Origin of the sequence: Baekduia sp. (assembly GCF_035685985.1) — a bacterium.
Classification (GTDB): Bacteria; Actinomycetota; Thermoleophilia; order Solirubrobacterales; family Solirubrobacteraceae; genus Baekduia.
In genome coordinates this window covers 66,049-91,689 of record NZ_DASRZV010000004.1, presented here as the reverse complement: position 1 = coordinate 91,689, position 25,641 = coordinate 66,049, and the positions used below count along the sequence as shown (strand labels likewise).

Genomic DNA, 25,641 nt, shown 5'->3' with positions numbered 1-25,641 from the left:
CACAGTGTCACCTTGGTCTCGAAGTCGCCTCTTCCTGGTCGATCGGCCGGCCGGGCTCGCCCGGGGGCGCGGCGGCCGCGCGGTCGGGATCAGGGTGCGATGTCAGGGTGCCGGCCCGATGCCGCGCGAGGGCCGCGGGTGGACGCTGCCGCTGTGCCGTTCGCAACCCGACAGGAGTCTCCCGTGCAGCATCCGTCCTCCGGCTTCGCCGCCCGCGCCGGGCGTTGGAGCGCTCGCCACCGCAAGACCGCCATCCTCGGCTGGCTGGCCTTCGTCGTCGCCGCCATCGTCATCGGCGGCGCGGTCGGCCAGAACACGCTGACCAGCAGCCAGGCGGGCGTCGGCGAGTCCGGCCATGCCGCCCGCGCCGCCGCGGCGGCGCTCCCGCAGAGCGCGAAGGAGAACGTGGTCGTCCACAGCTCCCGCCTGACGGCCGACACGCCCGTCTTCGACCGCGTCACCGCCGACGTCGTGCGGCGGCTGCACGCCCTCCCCGGCCTGCGCGACGTCCGTCGCGGGCCGATCTCCCGCGACCGCCACACGACGCTCGTGAGCTTCACGATCCCCGGCGACGAGACGCGGGCCAAGACCCGTGTCGAGGCGCCGCTCGCCGCGGTGGCCGCCGCCGCGAAGGCGCATCCGGGGTTCCGGATCGAGGAGGCCGGCGACGCGAGCCTGCAGCACGGCATCGAGCGGAGCTTCGAGCGGAACCTCGGCAAGGCCGAGACGACGTCGCTGCCGCTGACGCTCGCGATCCTGCTGCTCGCCTTCGGCGCGCTCGTCGCCGCCGGCCTCCCGCTCCTGCTCGCGTTCACCGGCGTCGCCGCGACGCTCGGCCTCGTCGGCCCGCTCAGCCAGGTGCTGCCGGTCGACCAGACGATCGGCAACGTGGTCCTGCTGATCGGCCTCGCGGTCGGCGTCGACTACTCGCTCTTCTACCTCAAGCGGGTGCGCGAGGAGCGCGCCGCGGGACGCTCGAACGCCGCGGCGATCGAGGCGGCGGCGGCGACCTCCGGGCACGCGGTGCTCGTGTCGGGGCTCACGGTGATGATCGCCATGGCCGGCATGTACCTCGCGGGCTCGCCGACGTTCACCTCGCTGGCCACCGGCACCATCCTCGTCGTCGCGGTGTCCGTGCTCGGCTCGCTGTCGGTCCTGCCCGCCACGCTGTCGGCGCTCGGCGACCGGGTCGAGAAGGGCCGCGTCCCGCTCGTCGGGCGCCTCACGCGCGAGCGCGACCTGTGGGCCTCGATCGTCGACGCCGTCCTGCGCCGGCCGGCGCTCTCCGCCACCGCCGCCGTGGCCGTGCTGCTCGCGCTCGCCTTCCCGGCGCTGGGGATGAAGCTCTCGCTGCCGGACAGCGGCTCCCTGTCGCGGTCGATCCCCGCCGTGCGCGCGACCGACCACCTGCGCGCCGCGTTCCCGGCCCAGAACGCGCCGGCCTACGTCGTCCTCCAGGCCCACGACGTCACCGCGCCCGCCGTCACGCGCGCCGAGCGTCGCTTCCAGGCCGCGATCGCCCGCCATCGAGACCTGTTCCCCGGGCCGGTCACGACCGAGGTCAGCGCCGACCGGTCGCTGGCCCGGCTGTCGATCCCCTCCGCGGGCGACGGCGCCGACGCGACGTCCGAGCGCGGGCTCGCGACCCTCCGCCGGACCAGCGCGGCGACGCTCGGGCAGAGCGGGGCGACCGTGCGCGTCGACGGGTTCGCCGCGCGGACCGCGGACTTCAACGCGAGCCTGGAGCACAGCACCCCGATCGTCTTCGCCTTCGTGCTCAGCGCGGCGTTCCTGCTGCTGCTCGTGACGTTCCGCTCGCTGGTGATCCCGATCAAGGCCATCCTGCTGAACCTCCTGAGCGTCGGGGCCGCCTACGGCGTGCTGGTCGCGGTGCTCCAGGATCGCGACGGCTTCGTCGTCGCCTGGCTGCCGCTGTTCCTGTTCGTCGTGCTCTTCGGCCTGTCGATGGACTACCACGTGTTCGTCCTCAGCCGCGTGCGCGAGGCCTACGACCGCGGCATGAGCACGGAGGACGCCGTGGCGCACGGGATCGAGAGCACCGCCGGCGTGATCACCAGCGCCGCGCTGGTCATGGTCGGCGTGTTCGCCCTCTTCGGCACCTTGGACAGCGTGCCGCTCAAGCAGATGGGGGTCGGCCTCGCCGTCGCCGTCGCGCTCGACGCCACGATCGTCCGCGGCGTCCTGCTGCCGGCCTGCATGAAGCTCCTCGGCGACCGGAGCTGGTGGCTGCCCCGTCGCGTCAGCGCGGCGCCATTCGGATGGCGCCGTCCAGCCGGATCGTCTCGCCGTTGAGCATCGGGTTCTCCAGGACGTGCAGCGCGAGCGCGGCGTACTCGGCCGGATCGCCCAGCCGCCGGGGATGGGGCACCGACGCGGCGAGCGAGTCCCGCACCGGGTCGGGCAGGCGAGCGAGCAGCGGCGTGTCGAACGTCCCGGGCGCGATCGTGCAGACGCGGATCTGCCGACCGGCGAGATCGCGCGCCGCGACCAACGTCATGCCCTTGATCCCCGCCTTCGCCGACGCGTAGGGGATCTGACCGATCTGGCCCTCGTAGGCGGCCACGGACGCCGTCAGCACGCAGGCGCCGCGGTCGCCGTCGAGCGGCGCGTTGCCCGCCATCCGCGCCGCGGCCAGGCGCAGCACGTTGAACGTCCCGATCAAGTTGGTGGTGACGATCTCCGTGTAGCGCGCGAGCGAGCCGGGCGTGCCGTCCCGGTCGAGCAGGCGCAGCGGGCCGCCGCGCCCGGCGCAGTGGACGAGCGCGCGCAGCGGCGCGCGCTCGGCGGCGACCGCGACGGCCGCGGCCATCTGCTCCTCGCTCGTGACGTCGGCCGCCACGAAGCGGGCGCCGAGCGCGGCGGCCACCGCTTCGCCCGACGAGCCCGGCAGGTCCACGATGACCACGTCGGCGCCGTGCTCCACGAGCCGTCGCGCGGTCGCCCGTCCGAGGCCCGAGGCGCCGCCGGTGACCAGCGCCGCGGCGCCCTCGACGTTCACCGCTGGGACTCCGCCCGCAGCCGGCGCAGCGTGGCGAGCTCCTCGGCGGTCGGCGGTCGCGTCACGGTGAGGTCGTCGCTGACGACGAGCTCCCAGCCGGTGGCGGCCCGCACGTCCTCGACCGCCACGCCGGGGTGCACCTGGACGAGCTGAAGCTCGCCCTCGACCTTGCGCAGGACGCCCAGGTCCGTGAAGACCGTGCGGACGTGGTCGCCGGGCGTGGTCGTGAAGTCCAGGCGATCGACGAACGACCGGGGCGACTGGCGCAGGATCACGCAGACGTCGCGGACGCCGACCGCGATCTCGGGCGCCCCGCCCGCCCCCGGGAGGCGCACGGCCGGCCGGTCGTAGTCGCCGATGACCGTGCTGTTGAGGTTCCCGTGGCGGTCGATCTGCGCCGCGCCGAGGAAGCCGGTGTCGATCCGGCCGGCCTGCAGCCAGTAGGCGAACATCTCGGGCACGCTGACCAGCGCGTCCGCCGTGGCGGCCAGCTCGCCGTCGGCGATCGACAGGGGCATGCGCGTCGGCTTGGCGCCGATCGGCCCGCTCTCGTAGATCAGCACGCAGCCCGGCGCGTGGGTCTCGCGCGCCAGGTTCGCCGCGAGGCTGGGGAGCCCGATGCCGACGAAGCAGACGTCCTCGTCGCCCAGGAGGCGCGCCGCCTCGACCGCCATCATCTCCTCGGCGGTGACCGCCGCGGCTTCGGCGCTCATGCCGCCACCTCCGCTCGCAGGCTCGCGTGGTACTCCGCGGCGTCGCCGGTCTCGAGCACGTGGCGCTTCATCCACGCGCGGAAGCGCTCGCGATCGCGGCTGATCTCCGCCCAGGCGACGTAGAAGCGGTTGTCGCGCTCGGAGTAGTCCTGGGCGTAGGACGGGTGCGCGCCGCCGGGCACGACCGCCACGGCGTCGACGGTCCAGGCGGGCAGCACGACGGCGTCGCGCCGGTCGTCGAGCTCGTCGACGACCTCCTCGACGGTGACGATCGCGGCCTTCGAGGCCAGCGCCGTCTCCTTCTGCACGCCCGTGATGCCCCACATCTGGACGTTGCCCCGGCGGTCGGCGCGCTGGGCGTGGACGATGCCGACGTCCGGCCGGTGGGCGCGGACCGCGGCCAGCCGCTCGCCGGTGAACGGGCACAGGACGGGCTCCACGCGCGTGCGCGGCGCGAGGTCGTTGTCGTAGCCGCGCAGGACGCCGAACGGGAGGCCGGACGCGCCGGCGACCCACGCGGCGGCCATCCCGGCGTGCGAGTGCTCCTCGATCTCGAGCGGTCCGGGCCACCCGTTCTCGATCGCGTCGCGCAGCCGATGGAGCGAGCCGACGCCGGGGTTGCCGCCCCACGAGAAGACCAGCTTGCGCGCGCAGCCCATGCCGATCAGCTGGTCGTAGACGACGTCGGGGGTCATGCGGATCAGCGTCAGGTCGCCGCGCCCCTGGCGGATGAGCTCGTGGCCGGCCGCGTGGGGGATCAGCTGCGAGAAGCCTTCGAGCGCGATCGTCGCGTCGTCGCGGACGAACGTCGCGATCGCGTCGGACAACGGCATGAACGTCACGACCGCGGCACCTCCCGCAGCGCCTGCTCGTAGGTCACCGGATCGGTCACGCCCTCGGTCAGGATCAGCAGGGCGCGCCGCGCGTCGTCGATCTCGCCTCCGCAGATCGCGGGGAACTCGCGCTTGACCGCCAGCAGCCCGGCCAGGCCCGCCGCCCCGGTCTCGCCCGCCTCGATGCCGTGCCGGCGCAGGAGGCGGACCGCCTCCCGCGCGGCGTCGTCGGAGACGGCGCAGAACGCGTCCATGCCGTCGGCGATCAGCGGCAGGGCGGTCAGGGACGGCAGGCCCGCGTTCAGCCCCGCCATGACCGACGGGTGCGGCCCGGGGACCTCGACGACCTGCCCGGCGGCGACCGTCTCCAGGACGCAGGCGGCGGTGAGCGGCTCGACGCCGACGAGGTGCGGAGCCCGCTCGCTGTGGCGCGTCGACCGGTAGTGCGCGACGACGGCCGAGGCCAGCGCGCCGACGCCGATCTGCACGATGACCAGGTCCGGCCCCGCCTCGCCGCGCCGCTCCAGCTCGGCATCGATCTCGTGGAAGACCGTGGAGTAGCCGTCGGCGACCCAGCGCGGGATGACCTCGTCGGCGGCCGTCGCGGTGTCGGGCAGGACGATCGTGTCGAGGTCGGCCCGCGCCGCCGCGGCCGCGACGGCGTCGTCGTAGCTGCCGTCCCACACCTCGACGGTCGCCCCCTCCCCCGCGATCGCGGCGATCCGCGCCGCGGCCGTTCCGGCCGGCACCAGGATGTGCGCGCGGCAGCCGTAGACCGCCGCGGCGCGCGCGACCGCGCGGCCGTGGTTGCCGTCGGTCGCGGTCACGAACCGGCACGGCGGATGCTCGGCCAGGAGCGCGGTCACGGCCTCTCGCGGGACGGCCTCGTCGCCGTCGGGCAGGCCGAGCCGGCGGCAGAGCGCCCGGTGCACCGCCCAGGAGGCGCCCAGGATCTTGAAGGCCGGCAGGCCGAGGCGCGACGTCTCGTCCTTCATCCACAGCCGCTCGAGCCCCAGCTCCCGGCCGATCTCGTCGAGCTCGATCAACCGCGTCGGGCCGTAGCCGGGGATCGAGCGGTGGAACGCGGAGACGCGCTCATCGACGCGACGGTCCGCGCTCCCGCGCCCGGCTCGCCCCGAGCGCCGCTCGAGCGCGCGGTGTCCGAGCGGGGAAAGCGTGGATACTTCCTGGAACAGGCTCTCACGGGCGAGGCCGTGATCGAGGGTCATAAGATCAATCTAGTTGATCTTTTACCTTTCGTCAAGGTCGAGTACGCTGCGCCCCGACCCCCGCACCCATGACCTCTTCCCACCAGCGCCCCACCGAGCAGGAGACCGTCTTTCGCCCGATAGCGGGGTCTCGCTCAGCGCTCGAGGTCGCCGATCAGATCGTCTACGCGATCGCTTCCGGCGTCTATCCGGAAGGCGAGCGGCTGCCCACCGTCGGGCGGCTCGCGGAGCTCATGGGCGTGAGCAAGCCGACCATCGGCGAGGCCGTCCGGCTCCTGGCCGATGCCAAGGTCGTCGAGCCGCGGCGCGGAGCCACGGGCGGCACCGTCGTCCTGACCTCCGACATCCCGCTGGAGCTGCTCAAGCTCTCGCGGCTGCGTCGCGCGAGCACGCTGTCCGAGCTCTGCGAGGCCCGGCGGCCGGTGGAGATCGCGCTCGCCCGCCTGGCGGCCGAGCACGCGACGGAGTCCGACTTCGAGCAGCTGGAGATGGCCAACAGGATGCTCGTCGCCGCCATGACCCCGCGGGAGTGGACGCGCGCGAACAACCTCTTCCACTACGGGATCGGCTGGGCGTCGCGCAACCAGCACCTGGCGTTCTTCCAGCGCGAGATCCTCGAGGAGCTCGCCATCCTGCTGGACGACTACGACGAGCGCTACGCCGTGCCCGAGCGGACGATCAAGGAGCACCGCGACACGCTCGCCGCCCTGCGCACGGGCGACCCCGACGTCGCCGAGCGCGCGATGGACGAGCACCTGCGCGAGTTCGAGGAGCTGGCTCCGGAGTTCGATCGCCGGCTCGCGTCCCGCCGGCCGTAGCCGAACCATCTAGCCGTAGTCGTAGAAGCCCCGGCCGCTCTTGCGGCCGAGCCGGCCCTCGCCGACCAGCTCCTCGAGGATCGTCGGCGGCCGGAGCTCGGCGCGACCGGTGAGCGCGTGCATGCTGCGCAGGTTGTTCAGGCGCGCGTCGAGGCCGACGAGATCGGCGACCTGGAGCGGGCCCATCGGGTGCCCGAAGCCGAGCCGGGCCGCCTTGTCGACGTCGGCCGGCGTCGCGATGCCCTCCTCGACGATGCGCATGGCCTCGTTGCCGAGCAGGAGGCCGAGGCGGTTGGCGACGAACCCCGGGCTGTCGCGCACGTTGATCGGATCCTTGCCCAGCGCGACCGCGAAGGCGTTCGCGCGCTCGGTCGCCGACGCCCGCGTCCGCTCGCCGCTGATCACCTCGACGACCGCCATTCGGTGGACCGGGTTGAAGAAGTGCAGGCCCACGACGCGCTCCGGCCGCTCGCAGGCCCGCGCGATCTCCGCGATCGGGATCGTGGAGGTGTTGGTGGCCAGCACCGCGTCGGCGGGGGCGCTGCGCTCCAGGTGGGCGAAGATCTCCCGCTTGAGCGCCGGCAGCTCCGGCACCGCCTCCACGACCAGCGAGGCCGTGCCGACCGCCTGCTCGAGCACCGTCGTGGTCGTGAGCGCGCGCGCCGCCTCCGGCGCGTGGCGCTCGACCTGCTCCCGTGCGCGCTCCAGCGCGCGGCGGTCCACGTCCATGAGCACCGTCGAGATGCCGGACGCGACGGCGACCATGGCGATCCCGCGCCCCATCGTGCCCGCCCCGATGACGACCACCTGCCGCTCGGACATCGCTCGCCTCCTACCCGGCCTGGCGGCCGAGGATCGTGATGCTGCAGACGTTCGCGTGGGGCGCGCCGCCCAGGTTGTGGGTGAGCCCGAACCGCGGCTCGCGCGCCATCTGGCGCTCGCCGGCGCGCTCGGTCATCTGCAGGTAGAGCTCGTAGAGCATCCGCAGGCCGGACGCGCCGATCGGATGTCCGAAGCACTTCAGGCCGCCGTCGATCTGGCACGGCACGGTCCCGTCGGCGTCGTAGAAGCCGTCCAGGACGTCCGCGACCGCCCCGCCCTCGGGCGAGATGCCGAGGTCCTCCAGCGTGACGAGCTCGGTGATCGAGAAGCAGTCGTGCACCTCGATCAGGCTGAGCTGCTCGCGCGGGTTCGCGATGCCGGCCTCCGCGTAGGCGCGGCGAGCGGCGTGGCGGGTCGTCATGAAGTAGCTGCCGTCCCAGGACTGGTGCTGGGCCTCCAGGCCGTTGGAGACCGACAGCTGCAGCGCCTTGACCGAGACGAGATCCCGCCGCCCGCGGGCGCGGGCGATCTCGGGCGTCGTGACGATCGCCGCCGCCGCGCCGTCGCTCACGCCGCAGCAGTCGTACAGGCCGAGCGGCTCGGCGACGATCGGCGCCTCCAACACGGCGTCCATCGTGATCCGCCGCCGCAGGTGGGCCTTGGGGTTGAGCGCCCCGTTGTCATGGCTCTTGACCGAGATGTGGGCCATCGCGCGCTTGAGGTCGGCGGCCGGGACGCGGTGCTTGGCCCGGTAGGCGGCGGCGAGCTGGGCGAACAGGCCCGGGGTCGAGACGTTGGCCCAGTAGAGGTCGTTGACGCGCCCGCGCGTGCGCTGCGGCAGCCCGCCGTAGCCCGTGTCCTTCAACTTCTCGCTCCCGAGCGCGAGCGCGATGTCGCAGGCGCCGGACGCGACCGCGTACACGGCGGCGCGGAACGCCTCCGTCCCCGACGCGCACTGGTTCTCGACACGCGAGACGGGGATGTAGCCCAGGCGCAGCGCCGTCGCCATCGGGACCGACGACTTCCCGACGCTGGTCTCCTCCTGGGACGTGGAGAACCAGGCGCCGTCGATCTCGCTCGCGTCGATGCCCGCGTCGGCGCGCGCCTCGCCGAACGCCTCGACCATCAGCCGCTCGGCGTCGGCGTCCCAGCGCTCGCCGAACCGCGAGCAGCCCATGCCGAGGATGACCACCCGATCCCGGATGCCGGTCGCCATGTCCTATGCCTCCTCCGCCGCGACGGGCGCGGCCTTCCAGAAGTAGCGTGCGAACCCGCGCACGGGGTCGCGGTCCTTGATCCGGAACACCATCCGCATCGGCGTGCCGACGTCCACCGCGCCCTCGTCGACGTCGGCGAAGTCCATCAACAACCGTCCGCCCTCGGCGAAGTCGACCGTGCCGTAGTAGGCCGGCGGGTCGGGCGTGAACGTCAGGCGGTCGGCCGACCACGTGGCGACGCGGCCCGCCGACTCGGCGAACGAGTGCGGCGCCAGCGCGCCGACGGCATGGCAGTCCGGGTCGACGCAGATGTCGCCGCGCGGGATCTGGTGCGTGCCGCACGCGTCGCAGCGCCCACCGGTGAGCGAGAGCAGGAAGTCGCGATGGCGATAGGCCGCGGTGAGCGCGCTGCCCTTGTCGGCCTCGGCCCGGATGCCGCGGTCCAGCTTGACCAGCCCGTCGAGCGCGAGATACCGCGGGTACGAGCACGAGGCTCGGCGATCCAGCCAGCGGGTGACGCCGGCGGCGGCGCCGCCGGTGGGCGCGCCGGTCGCCTCCAGCAGGATCGCGTCGCCGCCCTGGCCGAAGCCCACGACGAGGATCTTGTCGCCGGCCCGCGCGGACTCCAGCGCGTGGACGAGCATCAACAGCGGATGCGCGGCGCCGCTGTCGCCGCAGCCGTCGCTCAACGGGTCGGACACGCGCTCGGCCGCGATCCCGATCGCCCGCGCGACCTGCTGGTCGACGCGCCGGATCGGGCTCGGAAGGCAGAAGCGCGCGATGTCCCGCGCCGCCACGCCGGTCTGGGCCAGCAGGTCGCCGACGAGCCGCGGGACGAGCTTCAGGTAGCCCTCGTCGCGGACCCAGCGCTCCTCCCACTGATAGTCGAACTCGCGGTCGGCCGCGCGGAAGTGGTCGACGAAGTCCACCGTGAGGGAGGCGTGGCCGAGCAGCCGGGCGATCCCCGGACCGCGGCCGACGACCAGCGCCGCGGCGGCGTGGCCGATCACCAGCTCCTGCTGGGTGGCGGCGGCCGCGCGGCGTCGGTCGGCGGCGACGCAGAGCACGTCGTCCTCCCGCGCGGCCGCGGCGTCGAACGCGGCCAGCAGCGCGCTCGTGCCCGCCCGCATGGAGCCGCCGACGTCGAAGGCCGCCGCGTCCTCCCGCAGCCCGAGGGCGCCGCTGACGACGCCGCCGTTGAGCCGGTCGGCGTAGGGCGCGGTCGTCGAGCCGAGGTAGGCGCGCCCGATCGTCGCGCGGTCGCGATCGGCGAGGGTGGCGCGCGCGGCCTCCACCGCCATCGTGATCGCGTCCTCGTCCCAGCCGCAGACCGAGCGCTCGGCGCGGGCCAACGGTCGCAGTCCGGGGTTCACCCAGGCCTGCGCCGACGCGACCTCCGCGCGGCTGAGGCGCAGGCGCGGCACGTACGCGCCGCAGGCGGCGATTCCGACGTCAACGGCAGATGGCACGCGCGACCTCGTGGTAGATGTCGGCGCACGCGGCGACGTCGCGGAGGTCGACCCACTCGACCAGGGCGTGCGCGCCGTCTCCTCCGGGCCCGAACACGACCGCCGGCGTGCCGGCGTCGGCCAGCAGGGCGGAGTCCATCCACCCCGCCTTGCCGAACGGCTCCGGCCGCGTCCCGGTCCGGGCCTCGGCCGCCCGCCGCACGGCGGCGACGATCGGCGACTCGGCCGAGCTCTCGAACGGCGTGCGCCACAGGGACGTCTCGACGGTGGCCTCGAAGTCGGGCAGCCGGAGCCGGCAGCGGTCGACGAGCTGCCGCAGCTCGTCCTCCACCCGCGCGCGTGACTCGCCGGGAAGCGTCCGCCGCTCCAGCTCCAGCGTGCAGCCGGCCGGGTAGCTCGACAGCTCCTGCCCGCCCGCGATCAGCGACGCGTGGACGGTCGCCGGCCCGAGCAGCGGGTGGCGGCGATCGGAGAGCCGCTCGCCGAGGTCCCCCAGCTCGGTCAGGACGTGGCCCATGTGCGCGATCGCGTCGACGCCCAGGTCCGCGCGCGAGCCGTGGGCGGCGCGCCCCCGCGTCGTCACCTTCATCCACGCGAAGCCCTTGTGCGCGACGCAGACCTGGCCCAGCCCGGTCTGCTCGGCCACGATCGCGTAGTCGGCGCGCACGTGCTCGAGCACGGTCCGGGTCCCGAGGCTGGCGTACTCCTCGTCGGCGACGGCGGCGACGATCACGTCGCCCCGCAGGTCGTCGGCGCGGCAGCGGGCGGCCGCGAGCATGCAGGCCGCGAGGCTGCCCTTCGGGTCGTAGGCGCCGCGCCCGTACAGGCGGTCGCCGTCGACGACGGGCGTGTGCGGGTCCGTCATGCCGGCGACGCCGACGGTGTCGAGATGGGCGTTGAGCATCAGCGAGCGCCCGCCGCCGCGCCCGCGCGCGATGCCGACGACGCTCGGCCGTCCGGGGACGGGCTCGAGGACCATCACCTCCAGGCCGGCGTCCCGCAGCCGGTCGGAGACGAACGCCGCCATCTCGGACTCGCCCGCGGCGCCCGGGACGAGGTCCGGGTTCACGGAGTCGATCGCGACCATCCGCGAGGTGAGGTCCGCGACCTCCGCGACGTCGGCCGCCCCGGTCATGCCGCCGCCCCCGTCGCCTCCAGCCAGCGGACGAGCGCCCGCGCGGGCGAGCCGGTCGCCCCCGCGGGCCAGGCCGCGTTGGCCGTCAGCCGCGTGCGCGCGACGGTCGCGGCGATGTCGATGTGCGCCCACGGCAGCGACGGCGGGACGAACTCGGCGAGGAACAGCGAGGCGACGATCCCCGCCACCGAGTAGGTCAGCCGCTCGCCGGTGTTCCGCAGGTCGGCCACGGCGGAGTCCAGGTAGGAGCGGTACGGCCGCCAGAGCGGCAGCGCCCACCCGGGCTCGCCCGCCCGGCGCCCCGCCTCGACCAGGTCGCCGGCGAGGTCGTGCGCATCGGAGAAGACGCCCCAGAGGTCGGCGCCGACCGCGGTCGTCCCGGTGAGCGTCGAGACCGCGAGGAGGCTCCGCGGCGCGCGGGTGGTGAGGTAGGAGATGGCGTCGGCGAGGATCAGCCGGCCCTCGGCGTCCGGGCTGACGACCTCGCTGGTCATGCCGTTCCAGTGCTCGATGACGTCGCCCGGGCGCAGCGCCGTCCCGCTCGGCATGTTCTCGACCAGCGGGAGCGCGACGTGGAGGTTGACCGGCAGCGCGAGGCGCCCGGCCGCGTAGACGGCGGCGGCCACCGCCGCGGCGCCGCCCATGTCGTGCTTCATGGTGTACATGGACTCCACGGCCTTGAGGTCCAGGCCGCCGGAGTCGAACGTCACGCCCTTGCCGGCGAGCGCGACGTGGGCGTCGCGGGAGGCGTCGCCGCGCAGCTCGATCTCGACCATCGCGGGGCGCGCCGGGCTCCCGGACGCGACGGCCAGGACCCCGCGAAAGCCGGCGGCCTCCAGCTCGCGCTCGCTCCAGATGCGGACCGACCCGCCGGCCGCGGCCACGACCGCGCGCAGCTCCTCGGCCAGCACCTCCGGCGTCTTGTCCGCCGGCGCGGTCGTCGCGAGGTCGCGCGCCCAGTTGGCGGCGTCGGCCACGATCGCGCCGCGCCGCGCCTCGGCGATCAGCGCGTCCTCCGCGACGTCGGCGGCGACGAGGAGATCCAGCGCGGAGGGCCGGGGCGCGACGCCGGAGCGGTAGCGGTCGAAGCGGTGGCGACCGAGGATCAGCCCTTCGACCAGCGCCTCCGTCGCGCCCGGTCGCCGCGCGGCGAGCGTCGGCAGCGCCACGGCGATCGGGCCGTCGCCCTCGGCGTGGCGACCGGCGATGGTCGCCGCGTCGCGGACGGCCGCGACGGCCCCGGCTTCCGGATCCAGGCCGACGAGCACGACGCGCCGCGGACGGCCGGCGCCCAGCAGCGGGCCGGTCGCGACCTGGTGGACGCGCGCGGGAAGCAGGCCCGACGCCTCGAGCTCGCCCGGCGCGACGCCGAGCCGCTCGAGCATCCGCGCCGAGGCCGGGTCGAGACGATCGCCGGGACACGTGAAGGCGACGACCTGCTCGGCGTCGGCGTCGATCCGCGCCTCCTCGACGTGACGCAGGCGCACGCTCGTCTCGCGGATCATCGAGCGCCTTCCAGTGCTTGAAGTTCAAATATCAAGATGCTTGAACTTTATCGACCATGCCGATCCACGTCAAGCCGATCGGCGGACGGATCAGGCCTCGAGCACGCCCGAGAGCCAGCCGAGCGCGAACGCGATCCGCTCGAACATCCGGCTCGTGTGCGTGCCGTCGTGCTCCTCGACGTCGTGGGCCACCCCGGCACCGGCGAGGCGCCGGCTGAGGACGCGGTGGCCGTAGTGGTGGCCGTGCTCGTCGTTGGCGCCGACGTCGAGCAGGAGGCCGCGCAACCGCCGCAGGGCATCCAGCCGCGACGCCCACGAGACGACCGGGTCCAGCGCCAGCCAGCGCTGCCAGCGCTCCTCGACGACGTCGCCGCTGGGATGGTCGATCGGGAAGCCCGCGTAGAAGGGCGGCGCGGCGAGGTCCGGGCTGTAGGCCTGCGACAGGCCATAGCACATGTAGGAGTCGATGTCGCCGTCGATCGGCCCGCTCGGCGACGCCGGATGCAGTCGGTCGAAGTACCGATAGAAGAACGGCTTCTGGGTGACCTCGAACAGCGCGTCGGCCGACAGGAGCGCCGCCGCCCCGAAGACGTCGGGGTTGCGCGTGCTCAGGTGCCACGCGCCGAAGCCGCCGGACGAGATGCCCATGATCCCGCGGCAGGCCGCCTCGGGGATGGTGCGGTACGTCGCGTCGACGTGCGCGACGACGTCGTGCAGCAGGTGCTGCTCGAAGTGCCCGGTCACCGGCGAGTCGACCCATTGGCCGCAGCCGAACCGGCTCCACCCGTCGGGCATGACGAGGATGACCTCGCGCGCGTGGTGACGCGCGACGGCGTCCGCCACGACGTCGCCGATCGGCGGCTTGAGCGTCCCCGCCGCGAGCATCGGGCCCTGCGTCCACGAGAGCGCGCGGGCGACGTAGCCGTGCAGCAGGTAGACGGTCGGGTAGCGACGGTCCGAGGACTCCGAGTAGCCGTCGGGCAGGTGCACGACGAGCGGGCGCGCGGTCGCGTTGCCGAGCAGGTTGCCGGCCAGCCGCGCGCCCTCGATCGTCTCGACATGAAGCACTACGCCACCCGCGGCGCCGCGCCCGGCGCGCACAGCTCGGCCAGCACCCGCACCGTGGCGCGGATGTCGGCGAGCGCGGCCATCTCGATCGCCGTGTGCGTGTAGCGCGCCGGCGTGCACAGCAGGCCGGTCGGGATGCCCGCGTCGATGAAGGCGATGCCGTCGCTGCCGTAGTTGGGGAACACGCCATGCTGGATCCCCACGCCCGCGCGCCGCGCGGCGTCGCTCAGCTGCCACGCGACGTCGCGCGAGTAGACGACCTGCTGGTCCTTGTGCGCGACGACCGGGCCACGCCCGAGCCCATTGTCGATCTCGTCGGGATCGACGGTGGGGATGTCGCCCGCCAGGCCGACGTCGAGCGCGACCGCCTGGTCGAAGCGCCGCGACGCGACGAGCCCTCGCGCCCCGTGGAAGCCGTTCTCCTCCTGCACCGTGGCGGCGACGTGCAGCTCCACCGCCAGCCGCGCCGGATCGATCGCCTGGAGCAGCAGGTCGATGACCACCAGCATCATCCGGTCGTCGAGCGCCTTGGCCACCACCTTGCTCCCGAGCCGGCTCGTCTCCCCGCGCCAGACGACCGCCGCCCCGACGTGGATGCCCAGCGCCTCGGCCTCCCGGCGGGAGTCCACGCCGAGATCGACGAAGATGTCGTCGACGTACAGGTCGGGAGACTCCAGCTGCCGGCGGGAGATGATGTGCCCGCTGGCCGCGGCGAACACGCCCTCGGCGACGACGCCCTCGCGCCCGAGCACGACCGCGCGCTGGCCGACCGCGAAGCGGCGGGCGATCGAGTCGCGGCGGCGCCCCTCGGCGACGTCGAGCAGCAGGAACCCCGCGTCGGTGATCTTGCGCACGACGAAGCCGATCTCGTCCATGTGGGCGGCGACCAGCGTCCGCGGCCCGCGGCCGCCGACCGCGCCGATCACGTTGCCGAGCCCGTCGACGCCGACGTCGACGCCCAGGCCGACCCACCGCGCGCGGACGTGCTCGGCGACGCGTGCCTCATGGCCGGCGGAGCCGTGCACCGCCGTGTAGGACCGCACCAGCTCGAGGATCCGATCGTCGTCGGGCAGCGTCATCGGGTCATCTCCTCGGCGCGCCGGCACGCGACCGCGCGGGGAGCGCCGGCGTCGTCCGACGCCTCCAGCTCCGGCGTCCACGTCCGGCAGGGTTCCTGGACGAGCGGGCATCGGGCGGCATACGGGCAGCCGTCGGGCTCCTCCCCCGCGACCTGGTCCTCGGTGTCCTCCTCGGGAGCCACCACCGGCGGACCGGATCGCGAGCCGCGCCGCGGCACGGCGGCCACGAGGTCGCGCGTGTACGGGTGCCGCGGAGCGGCGATCACCGACCGGGCGGGTCCCAGCTCGACGATCCGCCCGCGGTACATGACCGCGATGCGGTCGGCGCACGACACGGCCGTCGACAGGTCGTGCGTGATGAACAGGACCCCGAGCCCCAGCTCCGCCTTGAGCGTGACCAGCAGCGACAGGATCCCCGCCCGGACCGAGACGTCGAGCATCGACACCGGCTCGTCGGCGACGAGCAGGCGCGGCTCGAGCATCAGGCTGGAGGCGATCGCCACGCGCTGGCGCTGGCCACCGGACAGCTCGTGCGGGTAGCGGTCCTTGTACTTCTCCGGCGGCGTGAGCCCGACCGAGGCCAGCGCGCGCGTCACCCGCTCGTCGCGGTCGGCCGCCGAGCCGCTCAGACGCCCGTGGATGCGCAGCGGCTCCAGCAGGATCTCCGCGACCCGGTGCCGCGGGTTCAGCGACTCGTAGGGGTCCTGGTAGATCATCTGCATGCGCGTCCGCAGCGGCCGCAGCTGACGGGGCGTGAGCCCCGTGATGTCGCGTCCCTCGAACACCACGCGCCCGCTCGCGGGCGTCATCAGGCGCAGCGCGAGCTGCGCGGTCGTCGTCTTCCCGCTGCCCGACTCGCCGACCAGCGCGACGATCTCGCCCGGACCGACGTCCAGGGAGACGTCGTGCAGGACGCGGCGCTCCTGTGGCTTGCGCCCGAGCACCCCGGCCAGGCCGCGCCGCGCCCCGAAGCCCATGCTCAGGTCTTCCAGCGACAGCACCGGCCCGCCGTCGGAGGTCGTCGCCGCCATCGTCATCGTTCACCTCCGTCGTCGCGCACGACGTGGCAGGCCACGCGATGCTCGGGTCCGACCGGGTCCAGCGCCGGGCGCACGGTCGCGCACTCCGTCAGCGCGCGGTCGCAGCGGTCGACGAACGGGCATCCGGCCGGCAGCTGGTCCAGCCGCGGCGGCGTGCCGGGGATCGTCGCCGGCAGCTCGGCGTCGAGCAGGTCCGGCGTCGAGGCGAGCAGCATCCGCGTGTACGGATGCCACGGCTCCTCGTCCCAGCGCGTCGTCGGGCGGCGCTCGACGACCTCGCCGCCGTACATGACCGCGACCTCGTCGCAGTAGTGGGCGACCAGCGGCAGGTCGTGGGTGACGAGCACGACCGCGATCTCGCGTTCCCGCGCGACCGTCCGGATCAGCTCGAGCACGCGGGCCTGGGCGATGACGTCCAGCGCGGTGGTCGGCTCGTCGAGCAGCAGGACCTTCGGATCGGGCGCGAGCGCCACGGCGATCGACGCCCGCTGGCGCATCCCGCCCGAGAGCTCGTGCGGGAACGCCTCGCCCACGTGCGCGGGCAGGCGCATCAGGGCCAGCAGCTCGCGCGCCCGCTCCCGGGCGGCGGCCGGGCCGAGCAGCCCGTGGTAGACGAGCGGCTCGGTGATCTGCGCGGCGATCTTCCTGACCGGGTTCAGCGTGCTCATCGAGGCCTGGAGGACCAGCGCGATGCCGACGCCGCGGGCCCGTCGCAGCGCCTGCTGGTCGGCCGTGAAGAGCTCCTGGCCCGCGAGCCGCACCGCGCCGGAGATCGTCGCCGCGCCGGACAGCAGGCCGACCATGGCGAGCAAGGTGGTGGACTTGCCGCACCCCGACTCGCCGACGAGCCCGAGCAGCCGGCCGGCGCCCACGTCGAGGCTCACGTCGCGCACCGCGACCAGCGGCCCGGCGTCGCCGCCGTCGAACTCGACCCGCAGGCCTCGGACGTCCAGCGCGGTCGAGCGCTCCGTCTGCACGGCGGTCATCGCGGCACGATCCTCGGTCCGCGGGCCGAGAGGTAGGCGACCCGCAACCGCGGGTTCAGCGCCTCCTCCGACGCCCTCGACAGCAGGCTGCACGCGAGGATGAAGACCGCGATGCACGTGCCCGGGGCGACGATCGTCCACCACGCTCCCGCCGAGACCGCCGTGCGCTGGAACGCCGCCTCGATCATCGTGCCCCAGGAGACCGACCCCGGATCGCCGAGCCCGAGGAACGCGAGCGCCGCCTCCACGAAGATCGCGTGCGCGAGCGTGAGCACCGCGCTGGCCAGGACCAGCGGCGTGACCTGGGGCAGGATGTAGCGCGTCACGATCCGCGCGTCGCTCGCGCCCAGCGACACGGCGCGCCGGACGTAGACCAGCTCGCGCATGCTCTTGACCTGGGCGCGCACCAGGCGCGCGGTCGTCGTCCACAGCAGCAGGCCGATCACGATCGCCAGGTGCGACACGCTCGGCCCCCACGTCGCGATCACGACGATGACCAGCGGGATGCTGGGCAGGACGAGCACGTAGTCGGTGATGCGCATCAGCGCGTGATCGACCAGGCCACGCGAGTACCCGGCCAGCACGCCGACCGTGGTGCCGAGCAGCACGGCGATGGCGGTCGCGGCGAGGCCGATCGACAGCGACGTCCGACCGCCCCACATCACGCGCGTCAGCACGTCGTGGGTGGAGTCGTCGAGCCCGAACGGGTGCGCGAGCGACGGGTGGCCGAAGATCTGGCTGAACGACTGGTCGACGCCGTAGGGCGCGATCACCGGCGCCAGGACCGCGACGGCGGCGAAGGTCGCCACGATCGCGCCACCGAGCAGGCCGCCGCGATGGAGACGCGCGAGGCGGCTCATCCGACCACCCGCCGATCGAGGTGCATCGAGATGACGTCGGCGCAGAAGTTCAGCCCGATCACCGCGACGGAGAGCGTCAGGAACGCCCCCTGCAACATGGGGTAGTCGCGCGCCAGCACCGCTTGGAAGACCGCGTGGCCGATGCCGGGCCAGGAGAACACCGTCTCGATCAGGATCGAGCCGGCGACCATGAACCCGAGCGACAGCGCGACCATGTGGACGATCGGCAGCGCCGCGTTGCGCAGCGCGTGCTCGCGCAACACGTAGGCGTCGCTGAACCCGCGGGCGCGCGCGGCGAGCACGTACTCCTGCCCGAGCGTGTCCAGCACGGCCGCGCGGGTGAGGACCACGTAGTTGCCGAAGATGATCAGCCCGAGCGTCGTGGCCGGCAGGATCATGTGCCGGCCGACGTCGTGGAGGTGGGCGAGCGTCGACTGGCCGGCGGGCGCGAACTCGTCCTGCATGCCCGCGATCGGCAGCACGTTGTGGAACAGGATCATCAGCAGCAGGCCGAGGAACTGCGCCGGCATGGCGTACAACACGAGCCCGCCCGCCGTGGCGCCGCGCTCGAAGCCGGTGCCGCGACGCCAGGCGGCGACCGCCCCGACGGCGACGCCGAGGCCGATGCCGATCAGCGTCCCGGCGAGCACCATCGGCAACGAGTTGCCGATGGCGACCGCCAGGTCGTGCGTCACGGGCTGACGCGAGTAGAACGACGTGCCCAGGTTGCCGTGCAGCAACTGCTTGATGTACGCCACGTACTGCGTCCACAGCGAGCCGTCGAGCCCGAACTGGTCGCGCAGGGCGTCCTGCAACTCGGGCGTCGCGCCGGGCACGCGCGCGAAGTCGTCGGCCGCGTTGCCCGGCAGGAGCCGGAAGATGAGGAAGTTGGCCGTCAGGGCGACGAGGACCGTGCCGAACGACTGCACGGCCCTCGTCGCGACGTACTGGCTTCGGCTGGAGCTCATTCGTCCACTCGTCGGACGTTGAGCAGCGCCTGGCTGGTCAACGAGTTCAGCGTGCCGGCGGGCCCGATCGTGAAGCCCGTCCACCGCTTGCTCCACGCCTCGGCCACGTTGGGCGAGAACAGCCACTGCCACGGCCGGTCGCGGGCCAGGATCTCCTGCATCTTGAAGATGTCGTCCCGGCGCCGGGCGGGATCGACCTCCTCGCTCTGCGCGTCGAAGAGCTCGTCGAACTCCTTGTTGCAGTAGTTGGTCTCGGTGAACGTCTTGATGGCGTCGCACCGGCTGAAGGACATGATGAACTCGGGGTCGACGCCGCTGGTCCAGCAGTCCATGACCGAGTCGAAGCCCTTGCCGTCGTCCTCCTTCAGCGCGGCGGAGAAGCCGACGCCCGTCGCCGGCGCCGGGATCAGCTGGATCCCGAGTCGGCGGACGCTCGTCGCCATCAACTTGACCGCCGCCTGCTGCAGCGGGTTGATCGCGCTGTAGACGATCCGGTAGGACATCGGGTGCCCGTTGGCGGTGCGGATCCCGCCGCCGCCCTTCTTGTAGCCGAGCGCGTCGAGGATGCGGTTGCCCGCCGCCACGTCGAACGGCGTCGCCTGGACCGCCGGGTCGCGCCACTCGGGCGAGGCGGCCGGGACGATCGACGGGGCGGGGATCGCCGCGCCGTTCATGACCACCTTGATCAGGTCCTGCACGTCGATGCCGTTGGCGATCGCCTCGCGCACCCGCGGCTGGCGCAGCTCGGTGTGGGCGGCGTTGCCGTTGAACGACACCACGCACTGGTTGTAGCTGCGGGCCTGGCCGACGGCGAGGCTCTTGTTGGAGCTCAGCGTGGACATGGCCTGCGGCGGCACGCTCTGGATCCAGTCGATCTCGCCGCTGCGCAGCGCGTTCAGCTCGACCTCCGGCGCCGAGAAGATCTGCAGGCCGAAGCCGTCGATCGCGGGCTTGGGGCCGTAGTAGTTGTCGTTGCGCTTCAGGAGCGCGACCTGCGCCTCCTTGAACTCCGTCAGCGTGAACGGCCCGCCGCCGACGGCCATCACCTTGGCCGGCACGGTCTGCAGGGCCTTGCCGTCGTCGCCGGCGTAGGCGCTCCAGATGTGCCGGGGCAGGATCGGGACGCGCGTGAGGCCGCCGAGGACCGTGCTGTCGGGCCGCGGGCGGTCATAGGTGACCACGAGCGTCCGCTCGTCGGTCGCGCGGACCCGCTGGACGTGCGACAGGGAGCCGGCGAGGTTGGCGGCCGCCGTCTTGGCGTACTTCTTGATCAGATCGATCGTCCAGGCCGCGTCGCGCGCGGTCAGGGGCCGGCCGTCGCTCCACCGCGCCTTCGGCGTGGTGCGGAAGGTCCACGTCTTGCCGCCCTGGGACGCCTTCCAAGAGCCGGCGAAGTCCGGCGCGATCTTCTGCTTGAGGTCGTACTGGACCAAGTAGGGGTACATCTGGCGCAACAGCGCCAGGCCGTTGATGGACACCGTGACGAACGGGTTGAGGTTCGGGAGGCCGTTCGTGGTCCCCATGCGCAGCGCGCCCCCGGACCGCCCGTCCGCCGACCGGGCCGGGGCGGCGTTCTGGGAGTCGCTGCCTCCGGACAGGGCGACGACGACCCCGACGCAGACGACGATGAGCAGGGCTCCGGCGAGAGCCGCGCGTTTGACGGTCACTTCTTCTCCTCCTTGTCGACGGCAGCGCGACCACGCTCCGAGCGCGTGGGGCTGCCCTGGCGGCGCGACTCTAGGGAGGCAAAGACAAAAGATCAAGGAGAAAGATGAATGATCTTTTCGGTCGCCGTCCGGCATACTGCGCGCCCATGCCCGGCCCCGCCGTCGATCTCGCCCTGGAGCTCGTCCGCCTCGACACGATCAACCCGCCCGGCCGGGAGGCCGCGGCCGCCGAGCTGCTCGCGCGGCGCCTCGAGCGCGCGGGGCTGGAGGTCGAGCGCCACGAGCACGCGCCGGGACGCACCAGCCTGGTCGCGCGGCTCGCCGGCGACGGCCGACGACCGCCGCTGTGCCTGACCGGCCATCTCGACACGGTGCCCCTGGGCGGGGCGCCGTGGACGGTCCCGCCCTTCGGCGAGCTTCGGGACGGCCGGCTGCACGGTCGCGGCGCCAGCGACATGAAGGGCGGCGTGGCGGCGATCGTGGTCGCGGCCGAGCGCGTCGCGGCCGAGGCGCCCGGCCCGGCCCTGGAGCTGGTCCTCTGCGCCGGCGAGGAGACGGGCTGCGAGGGCGCGCGCCACCTGGTCGCCGCCGGCGCGCTGGGCCGGGCCGGCGCGGTGCTGGTCGCCGAGCCGACGGGCGGCGTTCCCCATCTCGGCCACAAGGGCGTGCTCTGGGTGAACGCGACCGCCGAGGGCGTCGCGGCGCACGGGTCGGCGCCCCACCTCGGGCGCAACGCGATCGTCCCGCTGGCGTCGGCGGTCGCCGCGATCGCCGACGTCGCGCTCGACGCGACCGAGCATCCCCTCCTCGGCGGGCCGACGCTGAGCATCGGCACGATCTCCGGCGGCACCGTCGTCAACGCCGTCCCCGATCGCGCGCGGGCCGGCATCGACGTCCGCACCGTGCCGGGCATGAGCACGGCCGCGGTGCTCGAGGTCCTCGCGGCGGCCGCCGGGCCGGAGATCACGCTGACGCCGTGGGTCGACCTCGCGCCGGTGGTGACCGACGCCGCCGACCCGTTCGCGGCGTTGTGCCGCACCGTCGCCGAGGAGGTCGTCGGCGTCCGCCCCACGCCGCGCGGCCTGTCCTACTTCACCGACGCCGCCGCGCTCACGCCCGCCTACGGCGGGCCGCCGACCGTGATCTGGGGTCCCGGCGAAGCGGCCCAGGCCCACCAGACCGACGAGTGGGCCGACGCCGCGCGGATCGAGGCGGCCGCCGACGCGTTCGCCGCCGTCGCCCGCCGCTGGGGCGCCTGAGCCCGGCGGCGCCCGGCGAACCGCTACGCGGACGAGGCGGCGAGGCGGTCGGCGCGCTCGACGATGCGCGCCACCTCGACCCGCGAGTCGGCCCCGAGCTTGGCGAAGATGTTGCGGATGTGCGTCTCGACCGTCTTCGGGCTGAGGAACAGCTCCTCGGCGATCTGGCGGTTGGTCCGGCGGTCGACGATCAGCCGGGCGATCTCGGCCTCCCGCGCGGTCAGGCCCGCGACCCCGTCCGCCGCCGCGGCCGCCGGCGGCGGACGCCGGCGCACCCGCTGACCCAGCGCGCGCAGCTCCCGCTCGGCGGCGTCGCGGTCGCGCTCGGCGCCGACCTCGGCGAACGTGGCGGCGGCCCGCCGCAGCGCCTCCACGGCGCCGTCGCGGTCCCCGGCCTGGGCGAGAGCGCGGCCGGCCAGCGCGCGGGAGCGCGCGGCCTCCATCCGGCCGCCCGCCGCGTCGGCGACGGCGGCCGACCCGAGCGCGAGCTGGGCGGCGGGCGCGGCCGCGCCCTCCTCGAGGGCCAGGGCGGCGGCGGCGCGATCCGCCCACGACCGCGCCAGCGGCAGCCCGACCGCCGCGGCGCTCTCGTCGGCCAGCTCGACGGCGCGCCGTGCGGCGGCCCGGTCGCCGAGCGCCAGCCGGACGCGGGTGACCAGCTCGAGGTGGTAGGCGCGCCAGCTGTCGGCGATCAGCGGCAGGTCGGGCCCGCCCGCGGCCCGCTCCAGCAGCGGGACGCCGCGCTCGGGCTTGCCGGTCAGCAGGTGCGCCTCGACCAGCGTCAACGCGGCATAGGCGACGTGATGGCTGGGCTTGCCGTCGTCGGCCACGTCGACCGCCTCCTGGGCCGCCGCCAGGCCTCGCTGCACGTCGCCGGCGGCGATCGCGACCTTCCCGAGCCCGTACAGGCTCCAGGAGATGGTCTGGGCGTTGCGCGACAGGCGCGCCGCCTCGACGTTGCCCTCCAGCGGATCCAGCGCCTCGCCGAGCGGGCCGAGGAACAGGCTCGTCATGGCCAGGATCGCGAACGCGACCGGGAACAGCTGATGCTGTCCGGTCTCCCGGCCGATGGCCAGCGCGCGCTCGGCGTGCCGCGACGCGTCGGCGAAGCGGTGGAGGTAGAGCTCCCCGCCGGCCAGGTGGACGATCGCGTCCAGCCGCCGGGCCAGCTCCGTGTCGGAGAGCGCGTCGACGAGCGCGGCGGCACGGTCGCACACGGGGCCGGCCTCGGCGGCGGCGCCCGAGAACGCCAGGCCGCGCGCCGCGGCCGCGGCCCCGGCGGCCTGGAGCAGCGGGTCGCCACGACGGTCGGCGACCGCCATCGCGCGCTCCGACCACCCACGCATCGACTTGTAGTCCATGCGGTTCAGCCCGTCGAGCGCCAGCTCGACCAGCACCGCCAACCCCTCGTCGGAGTCCTCGTCCGGAACGGCGTCCAGCGTCGCGAGCAGCCGCCGCTGCGCCGTCTCGTGGTGGCCGAGGAGGTGCTCGACCCGCGCGCACCAGGTCGACACCTCGACCCACTGGGCGACCTCGTCGCGCGGCAGGAGGTCGAGCGTCTCCAGCAGCGTCGCGTGGCTCAGGTCGAAGCGGCCGGTGGCGGCCTGCGCCTGTGCCATGGGCAGCAGCAGCTGGACACGCTCCGAGGCCGGGGCCGTGGCCGGCAGCAGCCGCAGCGCGGCCGCCAGCCAGCGGGCCGCGGCGTCCGGCGCGCGGTGGCGCGTCTCCTCGCCCGCCTCGCGCAGCACGGCGACCGCGGCGGGATCGCCGTGACGGCCCGCTCGCTCGACGTGGTGGGCGCGCGCCGCCGCCGGCGCGCCGCGGCCGCCGAGCGCGTCCGCGACCCGGGCGTGGGCGCCGATCCGCCAGCCCTCGGGCGTCGCCTCGTAGAGGGCGCGGCGCACGATCGGGTGGCGGAACCGGAAGCGCCGCGGGAGGTCGGTGGCGCGCACGAACTCCAGGCGGGCGAGCTCGTCGAGGGCCTCGAGGACGGCGGGCTCTGGCAGGTCGGCGGCGACCGCGGCGAGGTCGAGCTCGAACGGGTCGCCCGCGACCGCGGCGCCGTTGAGCACGAGCCGGGCCGCGGGGTCGAGCAGCGTCAGCTCGTCGGCCAGGGCCGCGACGACCGCCGCCGGCACCTGCACGCCGCTCAGCCGCAGGTGCTCGCCGTCGGCGACCGCCCCCGGGACGCGCGCCAGCTGCTCGAGGTAGAACGGGTTGCCGCCGCTGTCGGCGTAGATGCGGTCGGCCCGGTCCCCGACCAGCGCGCGCGCCTGGTCGGCGGTGAGCGCGGTCAGCTCCAGGGCCGTCAGCGCGCCGGAGCGCCGGGCGCGATCCAGCGCGCCGGCCAGGCGCGGCGCGAGCTGGCGCGGACGAGCGGCGACGGCGAGCAGCACGCCCGCGGCCGGAGGCCGGTGCAGCAGGGCGACGAGCAGGTCGGTCGACGCCGCGTCGGCCCAGTGGAAGTCGTCGAGGATCAGCACCAGCGGCTTGGTCGCGGCGAGCCGCTCGAGAAGCTCCCGCATCGCCCGGTGGATCCGGTAGCGCTCGTGGATCGCCGCGCCGCCGGCCACCGCGTCGCCGTCCAGGGCCGGCAGCACCTGGGCCAGCTCGGATCGGACACGCGCGTCGAGCCGGTCGAGCTTGCGCGGGTCGAGGCCCTCGACGTAGTCGTCCAGCGCGTCGACGAACACCCAGAACGGCAGGTCCTGCTCCAGCTCGGCGCCCGCGCCGGCGAGCACGACGTGGCCGCGCGCCTCCGCGCGCGCGGCCAGCTCGGCGAGCAGGCGGCTCTTGCCGATCCCGGCGGGCCCGGCGATCTCGACGGCCCGCGGCCGGCGCTCCTCCAGGCCGGCCAGGGCGGCTTCGAGCACGTCGATCTCGACCTCGCGTCCGACGAGGGATGAGGCGGGTGGGGCGGCCACGGGCCGACCGTACGCTAGCCGCGTCGGCATGTCACCTCACTCGGGATCCCGACCGGATCAGGGTGCGATCTCCGGGTGGGATCCTGATGGCGGCGCGGCGGCCGGCGAGGAGGCTGCCCCCATGCTCTCCTCCTCCGTCAGCCGCCTCGCCGCCTTCGCCGCCGGCCTGTGCGCGATCGGTGGCGGCGCCGCCGCCCTCGGCGCCGCCACCTCTCCCCTCCCGCCGTTCCAGGACTGCCTCGCGGTCGCCGCCGACCGCGCCGCCCCGCGGGCCGACGCGATGGCGGGCGACGGCCACGGCGAGACGTCGATGATCCCCGCGATCCCGGGCGCCGACGGCCGCCGCTCCGAGCTGGCGGGCCTGCGGCTGGCGCCCACGTCGAGCCGTCTGGCCACGGGCGCGACGACGACGTGGCGCTTCCGGATCATGGGCTGCGACGGCCGGCCGGTCCGGAAGTTCGACCCCGAGCAGGGCAAGCTCCTGCACCTCATCGTCGTCCGCACGGACCTGACCGGTTACCAGCACCTGCACCCGCGGCTGGGCCCCGACGGGACGTTCGCGATCGACCTCGCGGTCGCGCGCCCCGGCCGCTACCGCGCGATCGCCGACTTCGTCGTCGGCGGGCGCAAGTACGTGCTGGCCACGACGCTCGTCGCGCCCGGCCCGGGCGCCGACCGGCGGCTGCCGCGCGCCGGGCTGCGCGCGAGGGCCGACGGCTACGACGTCGAGCTGCAGCGCCCCGCGGCCCTCGAGGCCGGCGCCGAGGCCCAGCTGACCTTCCGCATCACCCGCGACGGCCGGCCGGTCCGCGACCTGCAGCCCTACCTCGGCGCCTACGGCCACCTCGTCGCGCTCCACGCCCCGGACCTCGCCTACTCGCACGTCCACCCCAACAGCGAGGACCGCCGCGGCGGGCTCATCACCTTCGACGCCGAGCTGCGCGCCCGCGGCCCCTATCGGCTCTTCCTGCAGTTCCGGACCGCCGGCCGCGTGCACACCGCCGCCTTCACCCAGATCGCCGCCTGAGCC

The 25,641-nt window shown here is 74.5% G+C and carries 21 protein-coding genes; 4 read left to right on the top strand and 17 right to left on the bottom strand.

Annotated features, from left to right (window positions below):
- The first annotated feature begins 183 nt into the window (after window positions 1-183).
- Window positions 184-2,313 (top strand): MMPL family transporter, encoded by a 2,130-nt coding sequence (locus VFG42_RS01220; RefSeq protein ID WP_324904379.1) that lies wholly within the window; start codon window positions 184-186, stop codon window positions 2,311-2,313.
- Here the strand turns inward: VFG42_RS01220 and VFG42_RS01215 are convergent.
- The 4 genes from VFG42_RS01215 to VFG42_RS01200 are packed head-to-tail and all read right to left on the bottom strand — an operon-like array spanning window position 2,261 to window position 5,794.
- A complete protein-coding gene (locus tag VFG42_RS01215) occupies window positions 2,261-3,019 on the bottom strand; it encodes an SDR family NAD(P)-dependent oxidoreductase (RefSeq protein ID WP_324904377.1) in 759 nt (252 codons plus the stop codon). The two genes, VFG42_RS01220 and VFG42_RS01215, sit on opposite strands and share 53 nt — an antisense overlap.
- Complete coding sequence (locus tag VFG42_RS01210; protein WP_324904374.1) at window positions 3,016-3,732, bottom strand: CoA-transferase subunit beta; 717 nt, start codon at window positions 3,730-3,732, stop codon at window positions 3,016-3,018. Before VFG42_RS01210 ends, VFG42_RS01215 begins: the two co-directional genes overlap by 4 nt.
- The gene (locus VFG42_RS01205; protein ID WP_324904501.1) at window positions 3,729-4,565 is read right to left on the bottom strand and encodes a CoA transferase subunit A; all 837 of its coding nucleotides are present in this window, start codon (window positions 4,563-4,565) and stop codon (window positions 3,729-3,731) included. Before VFG42_RS01205 ends, VFG42_RS01210 begins: the two co-directional genes overlap by 4 nt.
- A 5-nt stretch (window positions 4,566-4,570) precedes the next feature.
- Window positions 4,571-5,794: a diaminopropionate ammonia-lyase gene (locus VFG42_RS01200; protein ID WP_324904372.1), complete on the bottom strand. Its 1,224-nt coding sequence runs from the start codon at window positions 5,792-5,794 to the stop codon at window positions 4,571-4,573.
- A 68-nt stretch (window positions 5,795-5,862) separates the two neighbouring features.
- On the opposite strand from VFG42_RS01200, the gene VFG42_RS01195 reads away from it, so the two are divergent.
- Complete coding sequence (locus VFG42_RS01195) at window positions 5,863-6,612, top strand: FadR/GntR family transcriptional regulator (RefSeq protein ID WP_324904370.1); 750 nt, start codon at window positions 5,863-5,865, stop codon at window positions 6,610-6,612.
- 9 nt (window positions 6,613-6,621) lie between these two features.
- Here VFG42_RS01195 and VFG42_RS01190 read toward each other — a convergent pair whose 3' ends face one another.
- The 12 genes from VFG42_RS01190 to VFG42_RS01135 form a co-directional block, all read right to left on the bottom strand.
- Complete coding sequence (locus VFG42_RS01190; protein ID WP_324904368.1) at window positions 6,622-7,434, bottom strand: 3-hydroxyacyl-CoA dehydrogenase family protein; 813 nt, start codon at window positions 7,432-7,434, stop codon at window positions 6,622-6,624.
- 10 nt (window positions 7,435-7,444) lie between these two features.
- Complete coding sequence (locus VFG42_RS01185) at window positions 7,445-8,650, bottom strand: acetyl-CoA acetyltransferase (protein ID WP_324904366.1); 1,206 nt, start codon at window positions 8,648-8,650, stop codon at window positions 7,445-7,447.
- A 3-nt stretch (window positions 8,651-8,653) separates the two neighbouring features.
- The gene (locus tag VFG42_RS01180; RefSeq protein ID WP_324904364.1) at window positions 8,654-10,120 is read right to left on the bottom strand and encodes a 3-oxoacyl-[acyl-carrier-protein] synthase III C-terminal domain-containing protein; all 1,467 of its coding nucleotides are present in this window, start codon (window positions 10,118-10,120) and stop codon (window positions 8,654-8,656) included.
- Complete coding sequence (locus tag VFG42_RS01175) at window positions 10,104-11,255, bottom strand: ArgE/DapE family deacylase (protein WP_324904362.1); 1,152 nt, start codon at window positions 11,253-11,255, stop codon at window positions 10,104-10,106. Before VFG42_RS01175 ends, VFG42_RS01180 begins: the two co-directional genes overlap by 17 nt.
- Window positions 11,252-12,760 carry a leucyl aminopeptidase family protein gene (locus VFG42_RS01170; RefSeq protein ID WP_324904360.1) on the bottom strand — a complete coding sequence of 503 codons (1,509 nt, stop codon included), beginning with the start codon at window positions 12,758-12,760 and terminating at the stop codon, window positions 11,252-11,254. The genes VFG42_RS01175 and VFG42_RS01170 overlap by 4 nt, the downstream gene beginning before the upstream one ends.
- Before the next feature lie 90 nt (window positions 12,761-12,850).
- On the bottom strand, window positions 12,851-13,828 hold the full coding sequence (locus VFG42_RS01165; RefSeq protein WP_324904358.1) for an alpha/beta hydrolase-fold protein: 978 nt from the start codon (window positions 13,826-13,828) through the stop codon (window positions 12,851-12,853).
- The gene (locus VFG42_RS01160; protein WP_324904356.1) at window positions 13,828-14,907 is read right to left on the bottom strand and encodes a M42 family metallopeptidase; all 1,080 of its coding nucleotides are present in this window, start codon (window positions 14,905-14,907) and stop codon (window positions 13,828-13,830) included. Before VFG42_RS01160 ends, VFG42_RS01165 begins: the two co-directional genes overlap by 1 nt.
- On the bottom strand, window positions 14,904-15,944 hold the full coding sequence (locus VFG42_RS01155; RefSeq protein WP_324904354.1) for an ABC transporter ATP-binding protein: 1,041 nt from the start codon (window positions 15,942-15,944) through the stop codon (window positions 14,904-14,906). The genes VFG42_RS01160 and VFG42_RS01155 overlap by 4 nt, the downstream gene beginning before the upstream one ends.
- Window positions 15,941-16,933: an ABC transporter ATP-binding protein gene (locus tag VFG42_RS01150; protein ID WP_324904352.1), complete on the bottom strand. Its 993-nt coding sequence runs from the start codon at window positions 16,931-16,933 to the stop codon at window positions 15,941-15,943. The genes VFG42_RS01155 and VFG42_RS01150 overlap by 4 nt, the downstream gene beginning before the upstream one ends.
- Window positions 16,930-17,793, bottom strand: a complete 864-nt coding sequence (locus VFG42_RS01145; protein WP_324904350.1) for an ABC transporter permease — start codon at window positions 17,791-17,793, stop codon at window positions 16,930-16,932. Before VFG42_RS01145 ends, VFG42_RS01150 begins: the two co-directional genes overlap by 4 nt.
- Window positions 17,790-18,761, bottom strand: a complete 972-nt coding sequence (locus VFG42_RS01140; protein WP_324904348.1) for an ABC transporter permease — start codon at window positions 18,759-18,761, stop codon at window positions 17,790-17,792. Before VFG42_RS01140 ends, VFG42_RS01145 begins: the two co-directional genes overlap by 4 nt.
- Window positions 18,758-20,428, bottom strand: coding sequence for a peptide ABC transporter substrate-binding protein (locus VFG42_RS01135; protein WP_324904347.1), 1,671 nt, complete (start codon window positions 20,426-20,428; stop codon window positions 18,758-18,760). The genes VFG42_RS01140 and VFG42_RS01135 overlap by 4 nt, the downstream gene beginning before the upstream one ends.
- 146 nt (window positions 20,429-20,574) lie before the next feature.
- Here VFG42_RS01135 and VFG42_RS01130 point away from each other — a divergent pair, with 146 nt between their 5' ends.
- Window positions 20,575-21,687, top strand: a complete 1,113-nt coding sequence (locus tag VFG42_RS01130; protein WP_324904345.1) for a M20 family metallopeptidase — start codon at window positions 20,575-20,577, stop codon at window positions 21,685-21,687.
- Between the two features lie 23 nt (window positions 21,688-21,710).
- On the opposite strand, the gene VFG42_RS01125 is transcribed toward VFG42_RS01130, so the two are convergent.
- The gene (locus VFG42_RS01125) at window positions 21,711-24,611 is read right to left on the bottom strand and encodes a helix-turn-helix transcriptional regulator (RefSeq protein ID WP_324904343.1); all 2,901 of its coding nucleotides are present in this window, start codon (window positions 24,609-24,611) and stop codon (window positions 21,711-21,713) included.
- 121 nt (window positions 24,612-24,732) lie between these two features.
- Between VFG42_RS01125 and VFG42_RS01120 the strand changes: the two genes are divergently transcribed.
- On the top strand, window positions 24,733-25,638 hold the full coding sequence (locus VFG42_RS01120) for a hypothetical protein (RefSeq protein ID WP_324904341.1): 906 nt from the start codon (window positions 24,733-24,735) through the stop codon (window positions 25,636-25,638).
- The last annotated feature ends 3 nt before the right edge of the window (window positions 25,639-25,641 follow it).